General features: G+C 74.6%; 25 protein-coding genes. 1 reads left to right on the top strand and 24 read right to left on the bottom strand.

Translation table 11 applies throughout. From position 1 onward, the window contains the following. Positions 1 to 31: 31 nt before the first annotated feature. The 21 genes from EDC03_RS02850 to EDC03_RS02745 form a co-directional block, all read right to left on the bottom strand. The gene (locus EDC03_RS02850) at positions 32 to 1069 is read right to left on the bottom strand and encodes a hypothetical protein (protein WP_123378621.1); all 1038 of its coding nucleotides are present in this window, start codon (positions 1067 to 1069) and stop codon (positions 32 to 34) included. A gap of 11 nt (positions 1070 to 1080) precedes the next feature. Further along, positions 1081 to 4311, bottom strand: a complete 3231-nt coding sequence (locus EDC03_RS02845) for a phage tail tape measure protein (RefSeq protein WP_123378620.1) — start codon at positions 4309 to 4311, stop codon at positions 1081 to 1083. A 37-nt stretch (positions 4312 to 4348) separates the two neighbouring features. Beyond that, positions 4349 to 4753, bottom strand: coding sequence for a hypothetical protein (locus tag EDC03_RS02840; protein WP_123378619.1), 405 nt, complete (start codon positions 4751 to 4753; stop codon positions 4349 to 4351). Continuing rightward, on the bottom strand, positions 4657 to 5271 hold the full coding sequence (locus EDC03_RS02835) for a hypothetical protein (RefSeq protein ID WP_123378618.1): 615 nt from the start codon (positions 5269 to 5271) through the stop codon (positions 4657 to 4659). The genes EDC03_RS02840 and EDC03_RS02835 overlap by 97 nt, the downstream gene beginning before the upstream one ends. Before the next feature lie 37 nt (positions 5272 to 5308). Beyond that, positions 5309 to 5605: a hypothetical protein gene (locus EDC03_RS02830; protein WP_123378617.1), complete on the bottom strand. Its 297-nt coding sequence runs from the start codon at positions 5603 to 5605 to the stop codon at positions 5309 to 5311. Between the two features lie 85 nt (positions 5606 to 5690). Continuing rightward, positions 5691 to 6206, bottom strand: a complete 516-nt coding sequence (locus EDC03_RS02825) for a phage tail tube protein (protein WP_123378616.1) — start codon at positions 6204 to 6206, stop codon at positions 5691 to 5693. Positions 6207 to 6210: 4 nt separating this feature from the next. Beyond that, positions 6211 to 6390, bottom strand: a complete 180-nt coding sequence (locus EDC03_RS02820) for a hypothetical protein (RefSeq protein ID WP_148057993.1) — start codon at positions 6388 to 6390, stop codon at positions 6211 to 6213. A gap of 14 nt (positions 6391 to 6404) precedes the next feature. Beyond that, on the bottom strand, positions 6405 to 6821 hold the full coding sequence (locus tag EDC03_RS02815) for a hypothetical protein (protein ID WP_123378614.1): 417 nt from the start codon (positions 6819 to 6821) through the stop codon (positions 6405 to 6407). Beyond that, on the bottom strand, positions 6818 to 7201 hold the full coding sequence (locus EDC03_RS02810; RefSeq protein ID WP_123378613.1) for a hypothetical protein: 384 nt from the start codon (positions 7199 to 7201) through the stop codon (positions 6818 to 6820). The genes EDC03_RS02815 and EDC03_RS02810 overlap by 4 nt, the downstream gene beginning before the upstream one ends. Further along, positions 7198 to 7599, bottom strand: coding sequence for a DUF6093 family protein (locus EDC03_RS02805; protein ID WP_123378612.1), 402 nt, complete (start codon positions 7597 to 7599; stop codon positions 7198 to 7200). The genes EDC03_RS02810 and EDC03_RS02805 overlap by 4 nt, the downstream gene beginning before the upstream one ends. After that, entirely contained in the window at positions 7596 to 7982 is a 387-nt protein-coding gene (locus EDC03_RS02800) for a Gp19/Gp15/Gp42 family protein (RefSeq protein WP_123378611.1), read from the bottom strand. Before EDC03_RS02800 ends, EDC03_RS02805 begins: the two co-directional genes overlap by 4 nt. 10 nt (positions 7983 to 7992) lie before the next feature. Continuing rightward, positions 7993 to 8406, bottom strand: a complete 414-nt coding sequence (locus EDC03_RS02795; RefSeq protein ID WP_123378610.1) for a hypothetical protein — start codon at positions 8404 to 8406, stop codon at positions 7993 to 7995. Then, entirely contained in the window at positions 8406 to 9416 is a 1011-nt protein-coding gene (locus tag EDC03_RS02790; protein WP_123378609.1) for a major capsid protein, read from the bottom strand. Before EDC03_RS02790 ends, EDC03_RS02795 begins: the two co-directional genes overlap by 1 nt. Positions 9417 to 9429: 13 nt before the next feature. Next, positions 9430 to 9822, bottom strand: coding sequence for a head decoration protein (locus EDC03_RS02785; protein WP_123378608.1), 393 nt, complete (start codon positions 9820 to 9822; stop codon positions 9430 to 9432). Between the two features lie 76 nt (positions 9823 to 9898). Continuing rightward, positions 9899 to 10489, bottom strand: a complete 591-nt coding sequence (locus tag EDC03_RS02780; protein ID WP_123378607.1) for a capsid assembly scaffolding protein Gp46 family protein — start codon at positions 10487 to 10489, stop codon at positions 9899 to 9901. Positions 10490 to 10585: 96 nt separating this feature from the next. Then, the gene (locus EDC03_RS02775) at positions 10586 to 11647 is read right to left on the bottom strand and encodes a hypothetical protein (RefSeq protein ID WP_123378606.1); all 1062 of its coding nucleotides are present in this window, start codon (positions 11645 to 11647) and stop codon (positions 10586 to 10588) included. Positions 11648 to 11663: 16 nt separating this feature from the next. Continuing rightward, entirely contained in the window at positions 11664 to 13061 is a 1398-nt protein-coding gene (locus tag EDC03_RS02770) for a phage portal protein (RefSeq protein WP_123378605.1), read from the bottom strand. Between the two features lie 12 nt (positions 13062 to 13073). Then, positions 13074 to 14744, bottom strand: a complete 1671-nt coding sequence (locus EDC03_RS02765; protein ID WP_199719866.1) for a hypothetical protein — start codon at positions 14742 to 14744, stop codon at positions 13074 to 13076. Further along, positions 14741 to 15139 carry a hypothetical protein gene (locus tag EDC03_RS02760; protein WP_123378604.1) on the bottom strand — a complete coding sequence of 133 codons (399 nt, stop codon included), beginning with the start codon at positions 15137 to 15139 and terminating at the stop codon, positions 14741 to 14743. Before EDC03_RS02760 ends, EDC03_RS02765 begins: the two co-directional genes overlap by 4 nt. A gap of 682 nt (positions 15140 to 15821) precedes the next feature. Further along, positions 15822 to 16163 carry a hypothetical protein gene (locus EDC03_RS02750; protein WP_123378602.1) on the bottom strand — a complete coding sequence of 114 codons (342 nt, stop codon included), beginning with the start codon at positions 16161 to 16163 and terminating at the stop codon, positions 15822 to 15824. A gap of 4 nt (positions 16164 to 16167) precedes the next feature. Then, on the bottom strand, positions 16168 to 16914 hold the full coding sequence (locus EDC03_RS02745) for a hypothetical protein (RefSeq protein ID WP_123378601.1): 747 nt from the start codon (positions 16912 to 16914) through the stop codon (positions 16168 to 16170). 24 nt (positions 16915 to 16938) lie between these two features. On the opposite strand from EDC03_RS02745, the gene EDC03_RS17455 reads away from it, so the two are divergent. Beyond that, positions 16939 to 17106 carry a hypothetical protein gene (locus EDC03_RS17455; protein ID WP_158674178.1) on the top strand — a complete coding sequence of 56 codons (168 nt, stop codon included), beginning with the start codon at positions 16939 to 16941 and terminating at the stop codon, positions 17104 to 17106. Here the strand turns inward: EDC03_RS17455 and EDC03_RS02740 are convergent. The 3 genes from EDC03_RS02740 to EDC03_RS02730 are packed head-to-tail and all read right to left on the bottom strand — an operon-like array spanning position 17084 to position 19196. Beyond that, a complete protein-coding gene (locus EDC03_RS02740; RefSeq protein WP_123378600.1) occupies positions 17084 to 17617 on the bottom strand; it encodes a hypothetical protein in 534 nt (177 codons plus the stop codon). The two genes, EDC03_RS17455 and EDC03_RS02740, sit on opposite strands and share 23 nt — an antisense overlap. Further along, positions 17614 to 18018 carry a hypothetical protein gene (locus EDC03_RS02735; protein WP_148057992.1) on the bottom strand — a complete coding sequence of 135 codons (405 nt, stop codon included), beginning with the start codon at positions 18016 to 18018 and terminating at the stop codon, positions 17614 to 17616. The genes EDC03_RS02740 and EDC03_RS02735 overlap by 4 nt, the downstream gene beginning before the upstream one ends. Then, positions 18018 to 19196 (bottom strand): HNH endonuclease, encoded by a 1179-nt coding sequence (locus tag EDC03_RS02730; RefSeq protein WP_123378598.1) that lies wholly within the window; start codon positions 19194 to 19196, stop codon positions 18018 to 18020. The genes EDC03_RS02735 and EDC03_RS02730 overlap by 1 nt, the downstream gene beginning before the upstream one ends. Between the last annotated feature and the right edge of the window lie 30 nt (positions 19197 to 19226).

Raw genomic sequence — 19226 nt, 5'->3', positions numbered from 1 at the left:
GCGGTGGCCTGACGGTACGGAGAGCCCATGCTCACCACGCCCGGTTGTGCAGCGGCGTGAGCGACGGCTGCACGGCGCCCGTACCGACGATGGCCGTCTGCAGCGGCACCCGAGCGCCCGGGGGTACCGGCGCCCACTCCACGCGGGAGCCGAGCTCGCGGGTGCGGTCGCCCGGGCCGCCCGGGACGGCGAGGTCGGTCACCACGATGCGGCCCTCCTCGTCGAGCTGGGGGCCGCCGGACTCGTCGAGGGCCAGGTCGCCCTCGAGCGCCCACTGCGCGTCCGGCGCGGTGTCGATGACCAGCGCCCGGCCGGCCTGCACCACGAGGGGGACCTCGACGAGGCGACCGCCGAGGCCGACGGTCGCCGAGGTGACCGGGCCCGCGATGACGTACTCCGGCCAGGCGTCGTGGTCGCCGGGGTTATCGATGCGGGCCCGCGACGCCGAGGCGCCGGAGCCGATGAAGAAGGGCGGGCCGTACCCGCGCAGCGCGGGATCTCCGCCGCCGAAGAAGTTGCGGCGCGGCGGGTTCCCCAGCGGCGGCACGACGACGGAGCGGCCCTCCCAGAAGGGCTGCTCGGCCATGCCGCGGATGCCGTAGAGCTGCTGCCCGAAGGCCTCCCCGGGCGCCTCGACGGCGTGGCCGCCGTCGTCGACGAAGCGCCAGCGCAGCGAGCGCTGCTCGCCGGAGGGCTGGGTGACGACCCACGTGCCCGGCTGGTCGGCGCGCATGGTCCGCCAGAAGGCCGAGTCGTAGTCCAGCCACTCCTGGCCGGGCCCGGCGTAGACCTTGACCGGCCAGTAGACCTCGCGGACGTCGACGTGGCCGCCGCGCCACCGGGCTCCGTGCAGCGCCGGCGAGCGCGAGAGGTGGTGCTCGACCACCGGCGCGCCGAGCGCCCGCGCGCCGCGCTGCAGCAGCACCCCGGTGGGCACCCGGTCGCCGGTGAGGTCCCAGACCGATCCGTCCCAGCCGACCCAGGTGTGCGACACGCGGCCGACCTCCGACGACTCCGGCGCGGGAGGCGCCGGGGCCGTCGGGGCCGCGATGAAGAGGCCAGCGACCACCTGTCACCCCCTCACAGACGCAGCAGCTGGACGACGTCGTGCACCCGGGCCGCGGTGCGTCTGGCCACCGCCTCCGGGTCGTAGGCGCCACGGGCGTCGACCTGGACGGCGACCGACGTGCCCGACGGCCCTCGAGCACCCGACGCCGCCAGCGCGGGCGGGACGTAGCTCGTCTGCTCGCCCGGCCGCAGCCCTCCCGCGGCGAACCACTCGACGCGGCCGCCGAAGATGTCGACGACCTGCTCGGCGATGGCCCGGGCGCCCGGGCGCCGCCAGTCGTCGGCCAGCGGCAGGTAGGCCTCGCCCTTCGTCTCCGGCTCCCGCCACACCCGCACAGGACCGCCCGCCATGGCGAGCTCGGGCAGGTGCCCGTCGGCGATGTCTGTGCCCCCGCCTGCGTAGTGCCGGACGGCACGCTCGAGGTCGCCGAGCACCAGACCGCCGGCGGCGAACTCCGTCGAACGGACCGACGAGCCCTGCACCGTCCGGTTGACCGTCTCCCGGACCGTGCGGATCGTCGTCGTCTTCAGCGACGGGATGCCGTTGACGGCGTCCCTGACCGATCGGGCCTGGGACGCAGCGGCAGTGGCGCCCGGCGCGGAGATGGTCGTCGACTTCGACCCGGGCACCTGCAGGACGCGCAGCCGCAGGTCGGTCGCATCGCCCAGCACCCCGGGCATGCCCGGCTGGGTGAATCGGGTGGCCTGGCCGTCGGGGACGGCCTGCGTGCGGCGGCGCAAGTCCTCGGCGTCGGCCTGCGCCTTGGTCATACCCGGCTGGCTGATCGACGTGCGCCGCTGGTCGGGGATGGCCTCGGTGCCCCGCTTGAGGGCGGCCGCGTCGGTCTGCGCCTGCGGCATGCCTGGCTGGGAGATCTCCGTCGCCGCCTGCGCCGGGATCTCCTTCGTCGCCTTGGTCAGCGCCTGCGCCGCGACCGTCGCGGGGTCGATCGCCGCGGCGTACCGCTGGACCTCCTCGCGGGAGAAGCCCATGGCCGTCAGGGCGTCCTCGAGGCCGGCGCGCTGCGCCTGCAGCGAGCCGACGAGCTCCTCGCTGCTCGCGCCGCCGCGGGCCTGCGCGTCGGCCAGCTCGAAGATGCCCTCGACCAGGCCTCGGACGCTCTCGCGGTTGGCGAGCGCGGCCTCCGACGTGCCGGACAGCGTCCGCTCGTAGCCCGAGGCGTTCTCCGCCAGCTCGGCGAAGGCGCCCGTCAGCGAGTCGGTCGCCTCCTCCACGCCGAAGGCCTGGTCGAGCAGCTGGTCCAGGGCGTCCTGGAAGCCCTCGAGGGAGGCCTGCGCCTGCTCCGCCGATGTGGCCGCCGCGTCGATGCCGCCGGCGGCCGCCTGCGCGCCCTCACCGGCCCCGGCAGCGGCCTCCTCGGCGCCGATGAGCGCGTCGGCGTAGAGCGGGAAGAGGCGGGCGGCGTCCTCGGCGGACACGCCCTGGGCGCGCATCCGCTCCTCGATGACGGCGAACTGCTCCGCCGCGGCCTCGGCGTTCCCCGAAGAGACGAGCCCGGCGAGGCTCTCGTCGATGTCGTCGAAGACGGCCTTGAGGGAGCCGAGCTCCGTCGAGGCGGCCGCCGACGGCACGAGCCCGCTGAGGAAGTCGTTGATGCTCTGCTCGGTCGTGGGGTTGAAGACGCGGGTGATGGCGTCGTCGAGTCCGTTGATCTGGCTGTTGAGCTCGCCGATGCCGAAGAGCCCGGAGCCGAAGTCCGAGAAGGCGTCGTCGATACCCGAGAAGTCGCGGTCCTCGGCGAGCCGGTCGAGGGAGCGCGAGAGCTCGTTGACGCCCTGCGGGTCTCCGGCGTCGCGGGTGGCGACGCCGAGCGCGATGAGCGCGCCGGCGAGGGCCACGACGCCGCCGACGATGCTGGTGGCCCGTCCGAGCGTCTTCAGGGCCCCGGTGGCCCGAGGCATGTCGGTCGAGAGTTGGTTGACCGCGGCTCGGGTCTCGAGGATCCGCGGCGCGAGCACCAGGAAGCCGCCGCTGGCCAGCGACGCCGCGGCGACGAGCGTGCCCAGGACCAGGGCAGTCGACTGGACCGCCGGCGGCGCCGAGCCGAAGGCGTCGACGACGTCGGTGATGGTCTGCACGACGGCGCGTAGCGGGCCGTCGGCCGAGGCGCCGATGCGGATCAGCGCGGTGTCGAAGGCGCCGCCGAGCCGCTCCACGTCGCCGCGGAGGTTGTCGGTCCGGGCGGCCGCGGTCTCGGCGGCCGCGCCGCTGTCGTCGACGGCCGCGACCCACCCGTTGATGCCCTCGGCGCCCTCGGTGTAGAGGATGTTCGCCGCGCGGATGGCGTCGGAGCCGAAGATCTGCGCAAGGGCGGCGTCGCGCTGCGCCTGCGTGAGCCCGCCGAGGCGGTCCTGCAGCTGCTGCGCGAGGTCGGCGACGCCGACGAAATTGCCCTGGGCGTCGTACGCGCTGATGCCCAGCGCGTCCATCGTCTCCTGCGTCTCCTTGGCCGGGTTGGCCAGGCGCAGGAGCATTGAGCGGAAGGACGTGCCAGCGTCGGAGCCGAGCAGGCCGGCGGAGGCGAAGGCGGCGAGAGACCCGACGGTCTCCTCGACCGACAGGCCGAACTGCGAGGCGACCAGGCCGGACTGGTTGAGCGCCGCGCCGAGGTCACCGACGCCGCCCTGCGCCTTGTTGGCGCCGGCGGCGAGCAGGTCGGCGACGTGGCCGACGTCGCGGCCCGACAGCGAGAACTGCGTCAGCGTGCTGGCGGCGACCTCGGCCGCCTCGGCGACGCTGATGCCGCCGGCTGCCGCGAGCGCCAGGGCGCCGTTGAGGCCGCCGGAGAGGATGTCCTCGGTCGAGACGCCCGCCTTGGCGAGCTCCTCGATGGCTCCCGCAGCCTCGGTGGCGGAGAACTGCGTGTCGGCGCCGGCCTGCAGGGCCGCCTCGCGCAGCTCGACGAGGGACGTCTTGCTCGCGCCTGTCGAGGCCTGCACGGCCGACATCGCCGCGTCGAACTCGCTGTACTTGGCGATGGCCAGGCCAACGCCGGCGGCCGTGGCCGTGCCGACGCCCAGCAGCGTCGTCCCGACGGTGCGCCAGGCCTCGTCGTGCTTGCTGGCCGACTCGACCACCTGCGCGAGGCCGGAGGAGGCCTGCACGCTGTTCTTGTTGGCGGAGTCCCCGAAGGCGTCGGTGGCCTTGGTGGCCTCGCCCATCGCGGCCTTGTACGCACCGACCTCGGCGCGGAGACGCAGGACGACGCTGCGGTCGGCCATGGGCGAGCCCTCCCGGCTGTCGAGGTCGGGAGAGGGGTCAGGCCATCGGCCTCAGCTCGCGGTCGGGGTCGGCGTCGTAGATGCCGACGTGCGAGCCGTCGGGGCGCTTGCCCTCGGTGGTGCGGGCCCGGTCGCGCGCGGCGCAGGCCTGGCAGATGTGCTCGGCGACTTCCCAGTGGCCGTCGCTGTCGTCGTTCCACGCCCGGTCGCGCGGGTGCCCGCACGTGCACAGGGAGTCCTCGTAGAGCGTCAGCGCGACCTGCAGGGCCCGGTCGGTCCGCCGCCACTTCGGGCGGCCGCCGTGCAGCAGCGTCGACAGCGGGATGCCGTTGGCCCGCGCCGTCCTCAGCTGGGCGCGGAGGAGTCCCCAGCGGGGGTGGGCGAGGGCTGCCGCGAGAAAGGGCCCGCCGGGATGGCGCAGACCTCCACGACGGCGTTCCACATCTGGTCGACGGCCTTCTCGCCCGCGACGCTCGAGCGTCGCAGCGTCGTCAGCTGCTCGACGGTGAAGGCCGGCTCGACGAGGCACTCGACGAGCTGGGTCAGCAGCATCTGCTCGGCGTGCTGCTCGCGCAGGTGCGCACCGTCGCCGCCAGCCTTGCGTGCCTTGGCGAGGTCCTTCTCGTACTGCCGGCGCATCGGGCGGGTCAGCGCCGAGAGCTCCGCCTTCGTGCGCTCCTCGACGACGACGGAGCTGCCCCGCTCGTCCCACTCGGCGGCGAGCGCGGTCCACTCGGCGTCGAGGTCCCGCAGCTGCGCGTTGGGGTCCGGCTCGTCCATCGAGCGTTCGACGGCGGCGTCGCCGGTGCGCTGCGCGCGGACGGCCGCCTCGGCGGCGTCGGTGCGGCGCTGCAGGTCCTCCTGACGCTCGGCAAGGTCGTCGGCGCGGTGGAACTGGACGGTGCGGGTGAGGCGGCGGCGGGACTCGAGGAAGGCCTCGAGGTCGACGGGCTCGGGCATGGGGTCTCCTGGCGGCTGGGTGGAGCGGCGGGGCGGGTCAGGCGAGCGCGTGGTCGCGCGGGTGCGAGCGCAGCGGGACGGTGCGCTGCTCCTTGAGCGAGCCGGTGCCGGCGGGGTCGATCTGCCGGTGTCCGGCGGCGTCGTGCACGAAGCACGTCGCGGTGAGCGTGGCCGCGTCCTCGTCGACGACGACGGAGAGCTCGATGCCGTCGACCGACGCGACGACGTCGTTCGGGTCGAGGTCGTTGGCGCCGAGGAAGGTCAGCCAGCGTGGCTGCTCGGTGAGCCACAGGCGGTCGTTGTACGAGGGCATCGTGAGCGTGAGCGTGGCCATGGGGGACCTCCTGGCGGCTGGGTCCTGGCGGCACGGTGGTGCTCCGGGAGGCGGCGGCCGCCAGGCGCGCCGCCTCCCGGAGGTCTCAGGCGACCAGCTTCTTGAACTGGTGCATCTGCCCCTGCGGGAGCAGCGGGACCTGGATCTTCACGGCGCCCGACTGGTTGGTGGCCAGGTCGATCGGGTTGTCCGTGCAGAACAGGAAGGCGGAGACGACCTGGCCGGTGGCGAAGGCCGTGGCACGGGGCGGGCCGACGCGGGTGACGATCCACCCGTAGATGCCCTTGCGCGGGAACAGCTCGAGCGGGTCCTCGTCCGTGGCGACGGCGAGGTCGTCGAAGTCGCGGAAGAGCGTGAGGTTGCCGCTGTAGTTGTCGAAGGTCGGCGTCTGGCCGTTGCCGGTGTCCGCCAGCGACTTCTCGTCGTTGGTGTCGGAGGCGGCGGCCACGACGCTCGTCGCACCGGCGACGCACAGCGGCGTGATGTCCGCCGTCGTCCCGGCGGTGAGGTCGCTGACCTTGGGCGCCGCCGGGGTGCTCAGCCCGGCGGTGCCGGGCACCCACTGGTAGCGCAGGATGCCGGAGTCGAGGAGACGAGGCATGGGATCAGCCCTCCTGCGCCGTGTCGGCGCGGTCGCGGTAGTGCGGGTCGTCGGTCAGCGGCCCCGGAGGGGCGCCGGGCGGGGGCGGCTGCAGCAGGAACGGCGGGCCGTCCTGGGGCGCCTCGGGCGTCGACGTGAAGCGCCCGGAGGCGTCACGCGGCGGGGAGTCGTCGGTGGTGCTCACGGTGGCCTCCTGGCTCACGGGGACGTGCGGAAGCCGCGGACGACGTAGGTGTCCGCGGCCAGGAAGAGCGGCGACGGCAGGTCGTCGTCGCGGCGGGTCGGGCTGGACGACTCGTGTTCGGGGCGGTCCAGCCGCATCCCGGTGACCTCCGGCCACCACGTCAGCAGCCCGTCGCGGCAACGCTGCGCGAGCCAGCGGGCCTGGGCGGCGGAGACGCCCACGCAGGAGACCTGGAAGCGGGTGTCCTGCTCGAGCAGCTGGCCGGCGAGGTCGTCGCTGCGGCGGACGCCGGGCGAGGCCCACAGGACGACGTACTCGTCGTCGCGGGGCTGCCCCTTGGTGTCCTTGGGGACGTGGCCGTCGTACACCGGCTTCGTCACGAGCACGCGCAGCTGGTCGAGCACCGCGCCCGGGACCGTCGTGGCCGTCACAGGTCGGCGACCGCGTCGAGGATGTGCTGCTCGAGCGTCGTGGCCTCGTCCTCGAGCGCGCCCTGCGGGTCGGGGAACACGGGGCCCGACGTCGCGGTGCCGTCGTAGCCGACCCACGCCAGCGAGCCCTGCGCCCGCCCGATCTCCGGGCCGACGTCGACGCCGACCACGGTGCCAGAGCCGACGACGTCGTCGTAGCCGATCGACGCCGGTACACCGCGCAGCCGGGCGGAGCCGGTGGCCTCCGACCGCATCCGCGCCGTGAGGTTCACACCGGCCCGGCTCATCGTGGCCCTGACCTTCTTGACCGCCTCGTCGGGCAGCCGGCCGAGGTCGGCCGACAGCCGCCGCACCTCGCTGCTGTCCAGCTCGACGCTCACGAGGTCACCTCCGAGCAGCGCAGCTTGCGGGCCGTGGCGAAGGTCTTCGCCGGGTCGGACTCGACGACGAACTCGCGCCCGACCAGCGCCGGGTCTCGGCTAGCGACCACGACTACGACGTCGCCGACGTCGGCGGCGGTCACCGCGACCGGGAGCTTCACGACGACCGCCTCGACGGAGGCGCGCGCCTCGCCCGCCTGCGGGGTCGCCACGTCCACGCCGGGGCGCTGCACCTGACAGGGCCCGGACCACAGCACGGTTGGGGGGGCAGGCACGTGCTCCCCCGTGTCCTCGTCGAGGTCCCCCAGCGGCTCGACCGGCGGCCGCTCGAGGCGACACCGGTCCTCCATGAGCGACTCGGCGAGCGCGCGGCCGGCCATGAGGACGCCGTCGATCATGCCCAGCGCCCGGGCATGATCGTGAAGGCGCCGCCCGCGCCGCCGTAGGTCACCGACGTCGGGCGCAGGGAGAGCAGCTCGGCGTCGGTGAAGTGCAGCTCGCCCGACGCCAGCGACCCGTCGCGGGTGTAGCTGTAGTCGTCGATGCTCTCGGCGCGGGCGCCGTGCGGGTTGGCCAGCACGCGGCGCACGGCCTCGGCCACCGTCATCCGGGCGAGGTCGCGGTCGACCAGCCCCTGGTCGAGCCAGCTGTCGACCTCGGGGAGCAGCTGGCGCAGCTTGGCGGTGGCGAACTCGAGGAGGCCCGTGGCGCGCTCACCCTCCGCGGGCGTGAGCTGCCGCCAGAGGCGGGAGACGTCCTCGGCAGTGGCGAGCGCGGCCACAGGCTCCTCCTCAGCGCTTCTTGCGGGTCGCCTTGGCGGGCGGGGCCTCGTCGGTCGTCGCGGGCTCCGAGGGCGGCTCCTGGCCGTCCTCCGAGCTCACCTCGACCGCGGGGTCCTGACCGTCGTCGTCGCCCTCGGAGCCGTCGTGGCCCTCCGGGTCGTCCACGTCGTCCGCGTCGCCCACGTCGTCCTGGCCGCCCGCCTCGCTCTCGGGCGGGCTGGCGGCCGCGGCGGCGCGGCGACGGCGGCGAGGTGCCGGCGCGGGGGCCGGCTCGCCGTCGAAGGCGCCGTCGTCGACCTGCACCCAGCTCGGCAGCTCCTCGCGGGGCGTGCCGGGCGGGAAGGTGCTGAGCTCGTCCGTCCGGGGGTGCCGGGCGGCCAGCGTGCCCTTGAGCCGCTGGCCGCCGCCGTCGGTCGCCGCCATCAGAGGACCGTGGCGGTGACGATGGAGCGCGGACGCTGGACGACCGGCAGGCCGATGGACGCCGTGAGGACCGCGGTGCTGACCGGGTTCTCGATGACGTACGTGACCGCGGTGAGGCCGGGGGCGAGGTCGGCCTCGAGGACGCCGCGCGAGGCCAGCTCGACGGCCTCGGCGGTGATGCCGAGCTGCGTCTGGCCGACGGTGGCGCCGTCGCCGGGCAGGAAGACGACCCGGTCCTCGGCGATGACCCGCTGCAGGGTCCCCGCCGCGTCCTCGATGCGCCGGTCGTAGGTGACGATCGGCGGGAGCCCGTAGGCCGCGAGGATCGAGCGCGCGGCGTCCGGGGTGACGACCGACGGCTGCGGGGAGAACAGCGCCCGCACCGAGGGGCTGCGCAGGACCTGCTGGAAGACCCGCGAGCTCGTGACGATCTCGCCGGCGGGGCCGCCGGAGGAGTCGATGAACTGCTGGTGCCAGGTGACCAGGTCGTTGACGATGTCGGCGGAGGTGTTCGTCCAGGCGACGGGGCGGACGAACTTGTTGGCCGTCGGCACACCGAAGTCGACCGCCTGCACGACGCCGTTCTCGGCGATGGAGATGCCGCCGGTGGACAGCGCCTGCCCGCGGAGCAGCTCGTACTTGTTCTGCACCGCCTGGGTGGTGCGGGCCGCCGAGCCGGGCACCGTGGGCGCGAAGGCGTCCGCGTTGCTGAGCCCGTTGAGGCGCCGCGCGCGGATGCTGTCGGTCTCGGTGATGACGTCCATGGCCGAGATGGCCGGCAGGCCACCCTTCGTCTCGACGACGCCCGGGCGGCTGATCAGCGGCGCGGGGGTGTCGAAGGCGCGGACGACGGTCGCCTGGTTGTACCGGCCGGCCTCGGCCAAGCGGTAGTCGACGGTCTCCCCGACGACGGTGGGCAGGTGCCGCTCGAGCGCGTTCTCCGGGAACGCGAGCGCGCGGATGTCGACCGTGAGGCCCTGCAGGTCGACGAGGTCGGTGACGATGCGCATGTCTCAGCCCTCCTCAGGCGTTCCGGTAGCGGATGCCGGGCAGGTCGGCCTCGGCGGCCGCGTCGTGACCGGAGCCGGTGGGCAGGTACGTGCGGACGACGGCGCCGTGGTTGAGCAGGGCCGCGTCGTTGCGCGAGGTCGCCGTGACGACCTGGTCGGAGACCAGGTGCCCGACGCAGGTCTGGCGGCCGTCGGTGGCGGCGTTGTCGTACGGGCCGAGCAGCCCCGACGCGGTCACCCGGCCGAGGTCGGTGCCCGACCGGACGAGCCCGTCGGGGAACGTCCCGGCGGGGAAGAGGGCGCCGTTGAGCGTGCCGCCCTCGGTGCTGTTGAGACCGTGGAGGTCCCCGAGCCAGCGGCGGTTGCCGCTGCCGTACTCCGTGCGCGTCTGCGCGATGCCTTCCACGTCAGCTCCTCGCTGTCGTTGTGGTGGTCGTGGTGGTCGTGCGCGCCACCGTCAGCGGGTCGCTGCGTGTGGCTGGTCAGGCGCTGGGGACGGGACGCCCCAGGGCCCGGTACATCTGCTCGCGCCGCTCCGGGGAGCCGTTGTCGCGCGCGGGCGTCGACGACCCCTGCGTGCTGTCCGGCCGCGGCCGCGGCGGCGTGCCGCCGGTGCCGCCACCGGTCGCGGGGGGCAGGAGTGCGAGCAGCGCGTCGGCGTCAGCCTCGAGCTCCTCGCGGGTGGCGCCGTGCAGCCGCGGGACGAGCCCCGCGGGGACGCCCTTCGCCGCGGCGACGTCGAGGCGCAGCGACTTGGCCTCGGCCTCGGTGGCGCGCTGCTCGGCGGCCGCGGCGCGCGCGTTCGCCTTCTCGACGTCGGACTGCTTCTCGACCTCGGCCGCGTCGTACGCGTCGGCCTTGCGCTTGATCTCGTCGAAGCCGGCGAACTTCTCCCGCTCGCGGCGGAGCCGGTCGGCGATGCGCCGGTCGAAGTCCTCCTGCGAGGTGACGGCCTCGAAGGCCGGCGGGTTGCCCCCGCTGCCCGCGCCGCCGCCGGCGGGCTCGCCGCCGGGCTCGCCCTCGACCAGGCGCAGGAACAGCCCAGTGCGGATGCCGGTGAGTCGCTTGCTCATGTGGTGCCTCCGTGACCCCGTCGGGTGGTGCTCCGCCCGTTGAGCGCCGGGCGTGGGCGCGTCCCCGCCGTGGTGGCGGGTGGTCTGTGGTGCGCCTCAGCGCAGGTAGCCGTTCGCGCGCAGGAGCCGGACGGCGTCCTCGCGGCTGGTGGCGACCTCGTAGATGCCCTCGGGCATCAGCCGGGGGGCGCGGGCGCTGAAGTACCGGGCGCCGTCGGCGCGGACGTCGCTGCCGCGGCCGCCGCGGCGGGCCAGCGAGCTGTAGGCGACGCCGCGGCGGGTGGTGCCCTCGGTCGTGATGGCGAGCCGGCGGCCGAAGACGTCGACGCGCTGCAGCTGGCCGCGTGAGCGGCCTCCCTGCAGCGCTTCTCGCTCCGCCGTGGTGAGCCGCTGCGCGGTGGCCATGCCGGAGGCGCCTCGGCGGGCGTTGACGACCTGGCCGATGTCGGCGCCGTCGCGGATGGCGGCTGCGCCGGCGCGGGTGAAGGCGTGGTCCTGCTCGGCGGGCGTCATGGCGTCGAAGAGCGCCCGGGGGCTCGTGCGCACGTCGCCGGCGGCGACCTCGCGGGTGGGCACGTGCACGCAGTCGCAGCGGGGGTGCCGCTGGAAGCCCTGGTTGAAGCGGAACCAGCGGCCTGCCTGGACCGCGCACCGCGAGCAGCACGGCGGGTTGACCATGCGGGTCCACCCGGTGTCGGGTGTCGCGGCCACGGCGGCCGACGCGGCGGCCCGGCCGGCGTCGGCCACAGCCGTGCGGGCGGCTCGAGCGAGCCGGTCGCCGCCGACGTTCAGGGCGCGATGGGCGGGGAGGCCGCGACCGACGGCTCGCTTCGCCTCGATGACGCCGGCGCGGAGCAGCCCCTCGAGGGGGCGGCCGTCGCCGGCGACGCCGGCCAGCTCGTCGGGTACGACCCGGCCGAGGACCGACCCGCCGTCGCGCTGCTGCGCCATGGCCTCGGCGACGTACCCGGCGCCGGACGCTGCGGCCGCCAGCTGGCCGGCGCTGACGAGCTCGAAGGCCTGGTCGGCGACGGGGTCCCAGCCGGCGTCGAAGTCCTCGCCGACACGCGCCCACAGCGAGGCGATCGACGTGGCCACGACGAGCTGGGTGCGCTGGACGGTGCGGTAGTGCTCGGAGACGGCGTCAGGCAGCACCACCGGCCACCTCCGTCGCTCAGGCGGTCACGGCGGGCTGGTCACCGGCCGGAGCCGTGGTGGTGTCCCTCAGCGCGCGCGTCGCCCGCATGACGGGGTCGCGCTCGAGGCCGCTGTCGTCCAGCTCGCGGGCCCTGGCGAGGTCGGCCTCGGACCAGCCGAGGCTCTCGCGGGCCATCTCCAGCGGCACCAGGGGCACCCCGTTGATGACCGTGGTAGCGAGCTTCTGCACCGCGTCGGCCTGCTGAGCGCGGGTGGGCGTCTCCGGCGAGCGCCAGAGCGTCTCCATCCGCTTGAGGTCGGGGTCCCACTCGCCGTAGACCAGGCGCATGCACAGCCGCATGACGCTCTCCCAGAAGCCGCCGGCCTGGACGTGCACGCGGTAGGCGTTCTGGATGAGGCGGGTCTCGTCGGCGACGATCGACCCCTCGGACGGGGGGTTGGTCGTGTACTGCCCGTAGAAGCGGGTCGGCAGCCCGGAGACGCCCGAGACGAGGTTGGCGTAGTGGTTGACGATCGTCTCGAAGTTCTTGAGGTCGGCCGCGGGAAAGGAGCCGACGGTCGCCTTCTCGTTCATCAGCGTCCAGACGGCGCCGAAGTAGGACTCCCACTTGGTCACCGGCCGGCCCTGCGGGTCGACGAAGTCCTTCTCGGCTGCGCCGAGCACGTACTTCTGCGGGACGGCAAGCGCCTCGGTGGCCAGCTGGGCGTCGGTCAGTGCCCGGCACGCGGCGTCGGTGAGGCTGATGACGTCGGCGATCTCGGAGACGCCGTAGCGGTTGCCGAGCCGGGGGCGGTTGACCAGCGGGACGACGGGGACGACGCCGAGCTGGTGGTCGTCGCGGTCCTTCTCCTCCCACCCTCGGGTGCGGGGCGAGCGCTCGAGCCAGATGGTCTCGTCGGGCAGGTAGAGCGTGGCGAGCTCGACGTCGCCGGAGCGGACCTTGCGCAGGGCCCGGGTGACGCGGCGCGTGCGGGGGTCGACGTCGTGGGTCATGCACAGCGGTGACTCGACGGTGACCAGCGGCAGGTCGGCGTCGGGCTCGTCGGGGTGGCGGGTGCCGACGGCGGCGTAAGAGCGGCCGAAGACGAGCGCGTCGAGGTGGGCCTGCTGGGACTCCTCGTCGAGGTCGTTGGCCTGCCAGACGTCGGCGAGGTCACCGTCCGTGCCGGTCTGCCCGGGAAGGCGGAAGCCGCGGACGCCGCAGCGCTGGTTGAGGCTGTCGGCCGTCACCCGTGGCCAGTTGACCATCGTGGTGAAGCGGGCCAGCTGCGGCGGGACGGCGATGCCCATCTGCTCGAGGCGCTGGGTGCCCTCGTAGTAGGCGTCCAGGCGTGTGAGCACGGACTTCTCGCGGCCCAGCCGCCCGGTGAGCGCGTTGAGGTTGTCGCGGGTCTCGTCGGCCGACAGGGGCACCGCGACCTCCTCTCAGCTGAGCACGATGACGCGGCGGTCCTTCTTGGCGCCCCAGCCCTCGGCGAGGGCGTCAGCGCGCGCTTCGTAGGCGAGGGCGTCACCGACGACGGAGTCGATCTTGCGGTCGCTGCTGGGTGTCTCCTTGCGCACCAGGCGCGCCGAGCCCTTCCGCCGCACGTAGGCGTTGCCGTAGTGCTCGGCGGCGAGCGGGTCGCTGTCGTGCCAGATCTCGCCGGTGCGCAGACCGGCGTGGAGCCGGTCGAGCGCGGCGTGCATGGCGAGGTCGCGCCGGGTCTCCCAGGCGATGACCCGGGACTCGCCGTGCCGGTCGGCGAGCGCGTCGATGTCCGAGCGCCACTCGTGCGGGTCGAAGTAGCCGCGCACGACGTCGTAGCGGGCGAAGGCCAGGTCGATCTCCGCGAGCACGTCGCTGCGCGGGACGACCCAACCGATGCCGGCGGCGCCGTCGGGCTTGGGCCAGGCGCCGATACGGAAGAGGTAGCCGTCGGACATGCGGCAGCCGCGCAGCACCGTGGTGTCGTCGTTGAGGGAGCCGTCGAAGCCGAGGGTGATGGCCTCGCCGGGCTGGACGACCCACGGGGCGGGGTCCTCGGCCGGGTGGCCGTCGCGGGCGGGCCGCGGTCGGGTCTGGGCCTCGTGGACGTCCTTGGCGATCCAGGCGTCTTGGGTGCTCATCGGGCGGTTGAGGTAGTACCGGGCGGCGGTGGCGTCGTCCGGGCACTTCCGCGGGTCGAGCATGACCTTGTAGACGTCCTCGGGGTCCATCCACCCGGTCGCGGGGTCCATGGCGGGCCCGTAGAGCTCGCGCAGCTGGCGCAGGGTGTGCGCGCGGTCGCGGATGCGCACCGGGCCGGTGGCCTCGCGGTGGTCGACGTGCACCTCGGGGCCGAGCGTCTTCTTGCGCCAGGCCGTGAGCGTCTCCTCGAAGACGCTGCCCTCGCCGGGGCGGTACGCCGTGGAGGTCTGCATGGCCCAGGGCTCCGCGAGGCGCCGCTTGGGCAGGTTGCGCATGACCGTGGCGTACATCTGCCGCAGCTCGCGCAGCACGTAGAGGTGGGACTCGTCGGGGACGACGAACGTCTCCTTGCCGCCGTCCTTGGAGGCCGACCCGGCGGTGCACGCGCGGATCTCCCCGCCGCCGGGGATGTAGACGGCGGTGGCGGACTCTGCCCGGCGGACGCCGCCGGTGCCGCCGTAGATCTCGGGGTGCTCGTCGGGGCCCCAGGCGCCGGCGATGAAGGCGGCGTTCTCGAAGGTGTTGCCCGCCTGCGACTCCTCGGTGGCCAGGCACTTGATGAGCGGCGAGCGCACCGGGCGGCCGACGGGCTGGCCGTTGGCGTCCCACCCGTCGAAGCGCACCGGGCCGTAGCCCTCTCCCACCGTGACGACGCCGGCGGTCTCCGACTTCGACCGCCCCTTCGGGCGGGAGTAGACGACCTCGCTGTAGAGCCGGCGGCCGGTGACCGGGTCGAGGCGGTAGCACTCGACGATGAGGTCTCGGACCTCGTCGTCGAAGTCCAGCGGCTCCCCCTGCACGTCGCCGGGGCCGTGGCAGCAGTAGGCCTCGTACCAGTCGAGCATGTCGTAGCCCAGCGAGCAGACGTGGCCGTCGAAGAGCGGGACGAAGCCGCGGGCGGCGGTGCTGCGGCGGCCGGCGCTCACGACGTCGCGTCTCCTCCTGCTCGTCGGGCCCGGGCGCGCTCGAGTGACGACACGGTGCGCGCCGCAGCGCGCTCACCGACGCCGCCGGACGGCTTGTAGGCGCCGCGGGCGCCGCCGCGATGCTGCGGGCGCTTGCCGGTCGCCTCGTCGGGCAGCCGCAGCGCTGCGAGCAGCTGCTTGAGCACCGTCTGCTGCTGGCGCGCCTCGGCGAGGACGGCGTCGACCGTCATGACGACGTGCCGCTCGTCGCCGTCGCGCTCGGGCACCGACCGGAAGTGCATGAGCTCGAGCACGCCGCGGCCGGCGATGACGTCGTCCAGCTGGTCGAGGCGGTCGGCGGTGCGCGCCGCCTCCTCGAGCACGAGCAGCTGCTCCGGGCTGAGGTCCGGGTGCAACTCAGTGAGGTCCCGCGTCAGCCGCTCGCCGCGCGTCGGACTCTGTTGCAGCGCAGGGCCTTTCTTGACCCGCTGTCCCGCAGTTTTTTTCGCCACGCCCCGGCCGCCTTTCTGGCACGGAACTTTTCGGGTCTCTGGACTGCGAGGGACCTCCCCGGCGGTCCAGGATAGGTGGCGCCTCGGGGGGTCCCCCCACCCCTCGGAAATGCATTCCCACCGCATTGTTTGGGGAATGCCAACAATGGGTGCACCCGGTTCTTAGCGGTGCGCGGCGCGGCCGGCGGCACTGAGATTGCACGGCGGGCACTCGGGACCGCGCCACCTGGTGCGGTCGACGTCGTCGTGACCGAGGTGCCAGTCGCTCGGGTCGAGCGGGCCACCGCATCGCCAGCACCGGACCAGCCCTGCCGCCACCTTCGGTGCCCACCGTCTGCGCTCGGCCTCGTGCTCTGCGCCGTAGCCGCGGCCGCGGGCCGGCCGGGCGCGGTCACGCTCGCGACGGTGGGCGTCGCAGCGTCCGCTCGACGTGACGGTCGGGCAGCCGGGCACCGGGCACACGCGGCCGGCTGGCATTCCGCCCTCCCCCTGCCCCGTCACGCAGAAGCGCGGCGCCCCCTCGGGGGACACCGCGCGCGCATGCGCAGCATACGCACACCCCTGGGTCAACAGCCAGTGCCGGCGGCTACTCGTCGTCGACGTCGAGGCGGAGGAAGCGGCCGGGCGCCGTGACGGTGCGGGCCCGCCACGCGTCGGGGTGGTCAGCCGGGTCGACGGCTACCGCGCTGACCACGATGCGCAGCTTGTCCGCCACCTCGTGCAGGAGGTCCTCGATGACCGCGGACCGCATGTCGTCGTCCGACAGGCGGCTGCCCGGCTGCCGCACCTTGACCTCGGTCATCACCTCCCAGCGGCTGATGTCCAGCCCTTCCGCGTCGTCGAGGAAGTCGTAGCGCTGGTCGCTGCCCTCTGGCAGACCTGCCTCGTCGGCCAGGTCGACGGCCGTGGTGTCGCTCTGCTCGGTCACTCGGTCACCCCAGGCGGTAGGCGGCGCGGACGTCGGGCCACAGTACGAGCGCCGCGCCCGTCTCGTCGTGGTCGCGGACGGGCAGCTGGTCGCGCTTCACGCGCAGCCGCAGGGACTCGAGGGTGATGCTGCGGTCGGTGAGCCGGGGCGCGACCTCCGCGACCTGGCGCAGGGTGAGCAGCTTGTCGGCGACGCCGGCCAGCGCCTGCGACCGGACCGCGGCCGCGTCCTGCACGTGGCCGGCGGGGCAGTGCGCCGGCTCGTTGTCGTAGGCCCGCAGGTCCAAGCCGCACCTGCCGCCGTCGCCGGGGCACGGGCCGACGAACTCCCGTGCGCCGGGCGGCTCGACCTGGTTGCGCACTCGCCGGGCCAGGCACTCGAGGTGGGCGGTGACCGAAGCGTGCGCCGTCGGCTCGTCGTGGCCAGCGCACGGCAGCGCCTCGAAGTCGTCGAGGTCGCCGGCGTAGGCGGCGATCCACCGGGCGTTGGCGAAGATGGCGTTGCTGTAGATGTCCTCGGGCAGGTCGCGCCGGTCGTCGACGACCTCGGCGTAGGCCCACAGCACGTCGCGGACCTCGCGGCTGAGAGCGAGGTGATCGACGCCACCGGGGATGCCGGGCCCGGTGGACGAGCGGCCGATGGTGCCTGCGGTGCTAGCGCGGATCGAGGCGACGAGGTTGAGCAGCGCGGGGTAGTCGCCGCGCAGCTGGTCGGCGGCCGCGGCGAGGGGGTGCTTGGCGGGGGCGGTCATCGGGTCCTCCGTCGAGTGGTGCGGGTGCTGGTGCGTCGCGGCGGCGGGGGCATGCCGCACGAGGCGTGGCGGGTCTGGCGCTCCTGCACGTCGAGGACGGGCAGCAGCTCGCCGCAGGCCGAGCACGCGACCTGGGAGAGCTCGATGCAGCACGGCTGCGCGGTCGTCCTCACCTCGGCCGCCGGGCGCTGAGGCGCGGCGGGAGGGCGTCGCCGAGGTCGGTGATGAGCAGCGTCACCGCGGCCATGGGCGGCGGGTAGGTGTGGACCTGCTTGGCCCACCTCGTCGACTCACCAAGCCGCAGGTCCGGGCCGAGCAGGTGGCGGTCGTCGTCGTCGGGCAGCAGGCCGCGGCCGGCGTCGACCAGGCCGTCGACCAGCGCCTTGACCGTCGGAGCGCTGTTCGCCGGGTCGCGCCGCGGTCCGAGGCCGTGGTGGAGGACGGCGACGATGTGCGCCCGCTGCAGCCGGACGTCCCGCAGCTGCTGGCGCCACGCCCACGTCCCGGCGCTCCGCCAGGCCAGCGTGATGCGCTGCCGGCGCTGCCAGCCCCGGGAGCGGTCGTTGGCCGACAGCCACGACGCCGGGTCCTGCACGCCGCACTGCACCCGCAGCACCCACCGCTCACGGCCGGCGGCGTCGGCCGGCGGCTCGTGCAGCGCGAGCAGCGCCTGGTCGGCGGCGGACAAGGTCGGGGCGCTCACGATGCCGCCACGAAGCGGGCCCGCTGCTCGCGGTGCCGCCACGCCTGGTAGAGCCGCTCGCCCTCGCGGGTGACGTCGTCCTGCTCGCCGCGCTTCCACGCGGCGTGCCAGGCCCGCAGCTGCGCCGGGGTCGGCTCCGGCTCGTCGACCCACGCCAAGAGGTCCGACGCCGGTGCGTCGACGTCGACCATCGCGGCCAGGGCCACGGCCAGGGCGACGAGCTCGTCGCGAGTGAGGTCGGCGGTGACAGCGGCGACGGCCTCGTGGCCCTCGTCGCGGATCGACCCGGCCAGGGTCAGCGCCCTCGGGATGGCGTCCTGCAGCAGCTGCTCGCCGTCGGGGTGCGGCGACGACGTCGGACCCTCGGGCAGGTCCACGCGGCGGGTCTTCTTCCTGGGCATCAGGTCTCCTCGGAGGTGCGCTTGCTGCCACGACCACGGCCGCCGCGGCGTCGAGCGCGGGGTCGGCTGTCGGGCGGGGGCTGGGCGGAGGTGGGCGCGGGATGGGTCGGTGAGGGCAGGCGGCGGCTGGGAGGGGGGACCTCCAACCCGTCCCGCCCCGACCCGTCCCGGGCCGAATGCCTCAGATCTGCAGGACCTGCAGGTCGGCCGCCGGGGTCGGGTCCGTCCACGGCCCACGCAGGCGGGCCCTGGGCGGGGCCTGGCGGCCCCGTCGCGGGGTCGGCGTCGCCGTGGTGGTCGCGGGCGACCGGCGGGCGCTGGGCGCTGCCTGCTGCTCCTGCTGCTCCGGGGCTCGCTGGGTGCGGGGTCGGGCGCTGGGCGCTGGCTGCTGCTCCTGCCTCTCCGCCGGCCGCCCCGGTGGCGCTGGGCGCTGCCTGCTGCTCCTGCTGCTCCGGGGCCCGCTGGGTGCGGGGTCGGGCGCTGGGCGCTGGCTGCTGCTCCTGCTGCTCACCGGGCCGCGGGGCACCGGGTCGGACGACGTGCCCTCGCTCGCCGAGGTAGGCGACCGAGAGGGCGGTGAAGTACGGCTCCATCGGCTGCGGACGCAGCGGCAGGAGACCGTCGGGGTCGGCGAGCGCGCCGCGGGTGCCGTTGCACCGTTGGCACGAGACGAAGAGGCCGCCGACCGTGGTGGCTTGGCCGGGCTGCACCGGCGGGTTGTGGTCGTAGGTGCCGCCACGGCCGCCCTTACGGTCGCGCCAGTTCACGACGCTCCCGCAGTAGCGGCACTCGTCGCCGTCGCGAAGGCGCACCTGCACGGTCAGCGCCTCGTTGGCGTTGTCCCGCTTCCGGCGTCGCTCGCGCTCGACGTCGGCGCGCAGCCGCAGGTGCACGAACTCGGGATCCTCGAGGAGCTTCCAGCACCTCGACCTGCCGGGTACGCGCTCGAGGAGACCGGCACGGGTCGCGCGCCTGACGAGCCAGTCCGTGCGGGAGCGGCCGAGGAGACGGGCCGTCCCCTCGTCGAGGACGTAGTCGGTCATGTGACCGGCCGACTGCAGGTAGGCGCGGAGCACGAAGCCGGCCACCTCGTTGAGCGCCCTCTCGTCGCGAGCGTCGTCGGCGGCGAGCAGGGCGGGGTGCGTTGCACCGGTGTCGCCTCCCTTCGACCAGGGCACGGGGTGGGACCTCCTGTCGGCGAGCGCTGC

Origin of the sequence: Pseudokineococcus lusitanus (assembly GCF_003751265.1) — a bacterium.
Lineage (GTDB): Bacteria > Actinomycetota > Actinomycetes > Actinomycetales > Quadrisphaeraceae > Pseudokineococcus > Pseudokineococcus lusitanus.
Note: the sequence above shows the minus strand (reverse complement) of the source record. Positions and strands in the feature narration are given on the sequence as shown.